This window comes from Streptomyces sp. NBRC 110611 (assembly GCF_001590865.1).
In the GTDB taxonomy this organism is placed as follows: Bacteria; Actinomycetota; Actinomycetes; order Streptomycetales; family Streptomycetaceae; genus Streptomyces.
On sequence record NZ_BBUY01000031.1, the window covers coordinates 1 to 4,844 of the forward strand.

Consider the following 4,844-nt stretch of genomic DNA (forward strand, 5'->3'; position numbering starts at 1 on the left):
GAGGTGTTGGCCACCGCGTACGGCTTCTCGCTGGTCAGGTAGTCGGAGACGACGCTGGAGACATCGCTGATCAGCACGTCCGCCTGGTTGAAGCAGCCGAAGATGCCGGGGCGGGCGGTGGTGATGATCAGGTGCTCCCACTCCGGGAAGGAGTTCCAGTACGCCTCCTCCCAGGCGGCGGCCGCGTCCTCGACGACGGTCGCGCGGCCCTCCTCGGGGGTGCCCTGGAGCCGCATCCGCTCCAGTTCGTCCGCGCTCTTACGGAACGCCGAGGTGGTCAGCGCCTCCAGCTCGTCGGTGCGGCGGGCCAGCTCGGCGGCGGCCTCGGGGCCGGGCCGCGTACCGTCGCGCCGGGCGTTGGCCGCCGTGATCATCGCCTGGATCCGGGTGTCGGCGGCGGCCGCGCGCGGGTCCACGGAGCCGGTCATCGGATGCGGTTTGTACAGCAGCCGCACCTGCGCGTCGGCGAGCAGCTCGCGGACGATGTTCTCACCGGCTTCGATCACCGAGGTGTTACCGGGGTTGCCGTCCCAGCCCTCCCAGGTCGGGGCGTACAGCACCGTGATCGGCCGGCCGTCCGGGGCACCGCCGTGCCGCCGGACCGCCCGGATCGGGGCCAGCTGCGGGCGGCCGACCTCGACGACGTCCTTGTCCTCGACGCCGATGTCGGCGAGCTGGTAGCGCTCACGGGCCGCCGGACCCGCCACCCACACCTCGTCGTACGCCTTGGCGTACGGGTTGCAGGAGGACAGCTTGTCGCTCTCGCCGTGGTTGGTGAAGGCGTGCTTGACGGACGGGATGCGCAGGATCTGCGAGGTCTTGCCGGAGTTCGCCGGGTGCAGCAGCACCTTGAGGGTGGAATGCTCCAGGCGCATCAGGTGGGCGACCTTCGGGATGCAGACGATCGGCACGTCCGTGGCCTCGATCTTCTGCACCATGAAGCGCTCACGGAGCACGATGATCGGGTTGCCGTCGAGGGCGGCCAGGGTGCTCAGCCACATGTTGGCCTGGTAGGCGGAGGTGGCGCCGCCGGAGAAGTACATGCCGACCGTCGGCCGGTACTCGGCCAGCCAGGTGTCCAGCCACCGCAGTGCCTGCTGCTCGTCTGCGACCCGCTTGCCCGGCAGCAGCCAGGTGCTCAGGTAGAGCGTGCCGCCGGCGGACAGGGTCAGTGAGACGGTCAGGCCGATTCCGCCCCAGTAGGCGTCCGCGGTGATCGAGGTGATCATCATGCCCACCGTGGTCGGCACCGAGAAGCGCAGCAGCCGCCGGCCCGTCTGGCGGGAGAGGATCCGCGGCGGGGCGTCGCACAGCCGCAGCGCGGTGGCGTCGATGTTGCGGGTCACGAACGGCAGGCTGCGGGACCGGCGGACCAGCACGGCGACCGCCTGGCACACGAAGTGGGTGCCATAGAACAGCAGAAGAGCGATCAGCATCACCGCCTGGTCCGGGAGGAGATCCAGGATCCCTGCCCGGAGCAGACCGACCAACGTCAGGATGTCCCGCAAGAGCTGCCGTGTCGTGATCTCCGCCGCAACCATGTCCCACGGTGCGGAAGGCCGATCCACCCGTTCCTGCAGGTACAGATCGACCACCAGCCCTGCCACCGCGGCCAAGGCCAACAGCGGCAGACGCGAACCCAGAGCAGCGAACGCCTGGGCCACGAAGAGCGCCGCAAGCACCAGCGACATGCCAAACCGCCCGACTCCGTGCCGAGCAGTTCCGAAAAACAACACGTGGCGGGCTCCAAGCGGAAGACGGCGGACTGGACGAGCAACCGCACCCGACAAGGGACACAGCGACAGAGGGGGCATGGGCCACTCACGCCCGCCCTTGGGCATCCCAATGCGGCGGAATAGTGCGGAATAGTACTGGCCTGCACGGAGCGTCGAGCCTCATCGCCTGCGAATTCACCAGATGATGTCGAGCAGCCCCCGCACAGCTGAGACGGTCCGTCTCATGATGCCCGCTCCCAACCTGTCGGCGCACAAGGGCAATAGGGGCTCTCACTACAGACGATGCCACGCCGACCGAAGCCGGACTTGGCGGTGTCGTAGCGCCCGCCCCCTCTATGCGGAGGCCAATACCGGGCCGCCGTGATCGCTCGTCGCCGTACCACCTGCCTTGCGGTTCTCGCTCCATCTCCACAACTGCGAACTCGGCAACTACCGAGAGGAGTTGCTCGTCCGCACCACCATCCTCGCCAGGCCGGACTGAATGCTGCGCAGCTGTGAGCGGCTACGACCGTACCCTCCGATGCGATGTGCGATGTTCGCCATCAACGCCCCTGGTGATCGCTCCACTCGTCCGTCGGTATGGCGGCCACCCCACTTCCCCGCCCGTACCGTGACCGGTGTTCCGCCCCGCCGTTGGAACGGCATGACGGCGATTCCGAATCAACCCGCGCCGCCCAACGAACACCCGCACGATCACCCCCTCATGCCAGTGAATGAGCCGATCTACGCCGCGCTTGCCGCCTGCTGGTTCCTGGCCGGGCGTATGCTGCCCGGGCAGGAGGACGATGAGTGGACCAGGCTGGTGGACCGCTCACCGTGGCCGGTCAGATGAGGACCAGCGTTGCGTGGTTCCACTCACCCACACTGCGCAACGCTCAGTCAGCAGCCTTACGTGCGTGCCCGCCCCGGCCTACCGAGGCTGCTGGCTGGCCCCACCTCTACTAGCCGTCCACGCCAAACGAGCGATCTTCTAGCTCCGCGCTGGCAGTAGCCCAGTCGATACTGATGCCGTCGGCTGAACCGCCCCGTGTTCGTTGGAGGGTTCGAATCCTGGAGGATTGGGACCTATGCCAGCGAAGAGGAAGTATCCGGATGAGCTCCGTGAGCGGGCCGTGCGGATGGTGTTCGAGATACGTGAGCAGACCGGGGTCCGTACCGGGTCGATATCGAGGGTCGCCGATCAGCTCGGCGTCAATCGGGAGGCGGACCGTACGGGGGTGCGTCAGGCCGAGGTCGACGGTGGCAAGCGTCCGGGCACCTCGACTGCGGATGCTCAGCGGATCGCAGAACTCGAACGAGAGAACCGCGAGCTGCGGCGGGCGAACGAGATCCTCAAGGCCGCGTCGGCTTTCTTCGCGCGGGAGCTCGACCCGCGACTGCCGAGGTGACCGTGTTCATCGACGAGGTACGTGAGGAACTCGGGGTCGAGCCGGTCTGCGAGGTGCTGCAGTTCGCTCCGTCCACGTACTACGCCGCCAAGAAGCGTCAGGACGCGCCGTCGTCGAGGCGTGAGCTGCGCGACGAGGAACTGAGTGTGGAGATCCAGCGGGTGTACGACGAGAACCACCAAGTCTACGGAGCAAGGAAGATCTGGCGGCAGCTGCGGCGCGAGGGAATCGCCGTGGCCCGCTGCACCGTCGAACGCCTCATGCGCGCACTGGGCCTTACGGGCGCGGTCCGCGGCAAGACCGTCAAGACCACGACCCCCGATCCCGCCGCCGAGCGCGCCGACGACCTGGTGGACCGCGACTTCACCGCGACGCGCCCGAACCAGCTCTGGGTAACCGACTTCACCTACGTGGCGACCTGGCTCGGCTTCGTCTACGTCGCCTTCGTCCTGGACGTCTTCTCCCGCAAGATCGTCGGCTGGCGCGTCGCCGGCCACAAGCGCACCGACCTCGTCCTGGACGCCCTGGAGATGGCCATCTGGTCAAGAGACCGCGACGGGGACGGCGACCTGCACGGCCTCGTCCACCACAGCGACGCCGGCAGCCAATACGTGTCCATCCGCTACACCGACCGGCTCCATCAAGCAGGTGCCGCCCCGTCCATCGGCACCGTCGGCGACGCCCTCGACAACGCGCTCATGGAGAGCACCATCGGCCTGTACAAAACCGAGACGATCAAGAATGGCGGACCCTCGACGACGTCGAGATCGCCACTCTCACCTGGGTCGACTGGTACAACCGCCAGCGCCTCCACAGCGCCATCGGCGACATGCCGCCCACCGAGTACGAGGCTATGTATTACCGTTCACACCAAGCCACTCAGACCGCCTGAGAACCACACATCACACTCTCCAACGAACCCGGTGCGGTTCAGTCGCCGGAGCATGGAGGACTCATGGACGGGAACGATCCGCACATCCACGTTCAGTCGAAGGTGGTCCACGGCGATGCCGCTACCCGCAACGTGTTGGCATCCACGTTTGGTCTGGCCAGTGACCTGCCGAGCCTTGTCACTACTGGATGCGGGCTGCGGGTGCCGTATGCGATGACCTCTCCTCGCCCGGATCGTGTCACCTGCCTTGCCTGCCGTGAGCACGCGCGGCGCGAGCACCTGTGCTTCTCGGAGGAGGTCGAACGCTTGAGCCGCATGGCTGGATCGACCATCAGCCCTGCCCAGGGCAAGCTGGCCGCAGACAAGCATCGCGACCTTGCGCAGAGGTTTTCCGACGCGGAGGGCTGAGTCCGTAGCTGGGGCAACGGCTGACACGACGCCATGCGCGGCATCGCCTACTGCACGACCTGACTCTGGCCTGGCAACCAACCCACCGAACCCCGCAACGGCCAGCCCGAACAACACTTACGGGGCAAGTCTTAGGAGTACAGAAGCGGTTCAGGCGATGTACTCCTCCATCAGCTTTGCCAGGTGCAGGAGTAGAGGAAGGAGCGTTGCTGCGTCTGTGTGCAGGTGGCACCGGCAGAGATTGTTGACGTAGGCGGCGAGATCAGATGCCCGGTCCTGGGATTGCTGGCATGATGCCAGCGTCCAGCTGTTCCCGATGACGCACCACGTGGAGTGCGTGGCGATCCTCGAACCGGCCGCGAAGGGCTTCTGACCTGCGATTTTGGTCGTGCGCATTATGTGTGGTGTGGGCGTAACGGG

At 66.7% G+C, this 4,844-nt stretch carries 3 protein-coding genes, 1 pseudogene and 1 other annotated feature; of the genes and pseudogenes, 2 read left to right on the forward strand and 2 right to left on the reverse strand.

The window, feature by feature from the left end; translation table 11 throughout:
• Positions 1–1,691: hypothetical protein (locus tag AZE13_RS31670; protein ID WP_066939839.1), on the reverse strand; the 1,691-nt coding region annotated here is incomplete at its 3' end.
• A 1,112-nt stretch (positions 1,692–2,803) separates the two neighbouring features.
• On the opposite strand from AZE13_RS31670, the pseudogene AZE13_RS31680 reads away from it, so the two are divergent.
• A pseudogene (locus AZE13_RS31680) lies at positions 2,804–4,016 on the forward strand (IS3 family transposase).
• Positions 3,082–3,195: a sequence feature (AL1L pseudoknot), on the forward strand. Its footprint overlaps the pseudogene before it by 114 nt.
• A 63-nt stretch (positions 4,017–4,079) precedes the next feature.
• Entirely contained in the window at positions 4,080–4,424 is a 345-nt protein-coding gene (locus AZE13_RS31685) for a hypothetical protein (protein WP_066939844.1), read from the forward strand.
• A 150-nt stretch (positions 4,425–4,574) separates the two neighbouring features.
• On the opposite strand, the gene AZE13_RS39395 is transcribed toward AZE13_RS31685, so the two are convergent.
• Positions 4,575–4,742 carry an RNaseH domain-containing protein gene (locus AZE13_RS39395; RefSeq protein WP_398780278.1) on the reverse strand — a complete coding sequence of 56 codons (168 nt, stop codon included), beginning with the start codon at positions 4,740–4,742 and terminating at the stop codon, positions 4,575–4,577.
• Between the last annotated feature and the right edge of the window lie 102 nt (positions 4,743–4,844).

Excerpts from the sequence above, each read along its gene's own strand:
- AZE13_RS31685 (WP_066939844.1), top strand. The coding sequence starts at position 4,080 with ATGGACGGGAACGATCCGCACATCCACGTTCAGTCGAAGGTGGTCCAC.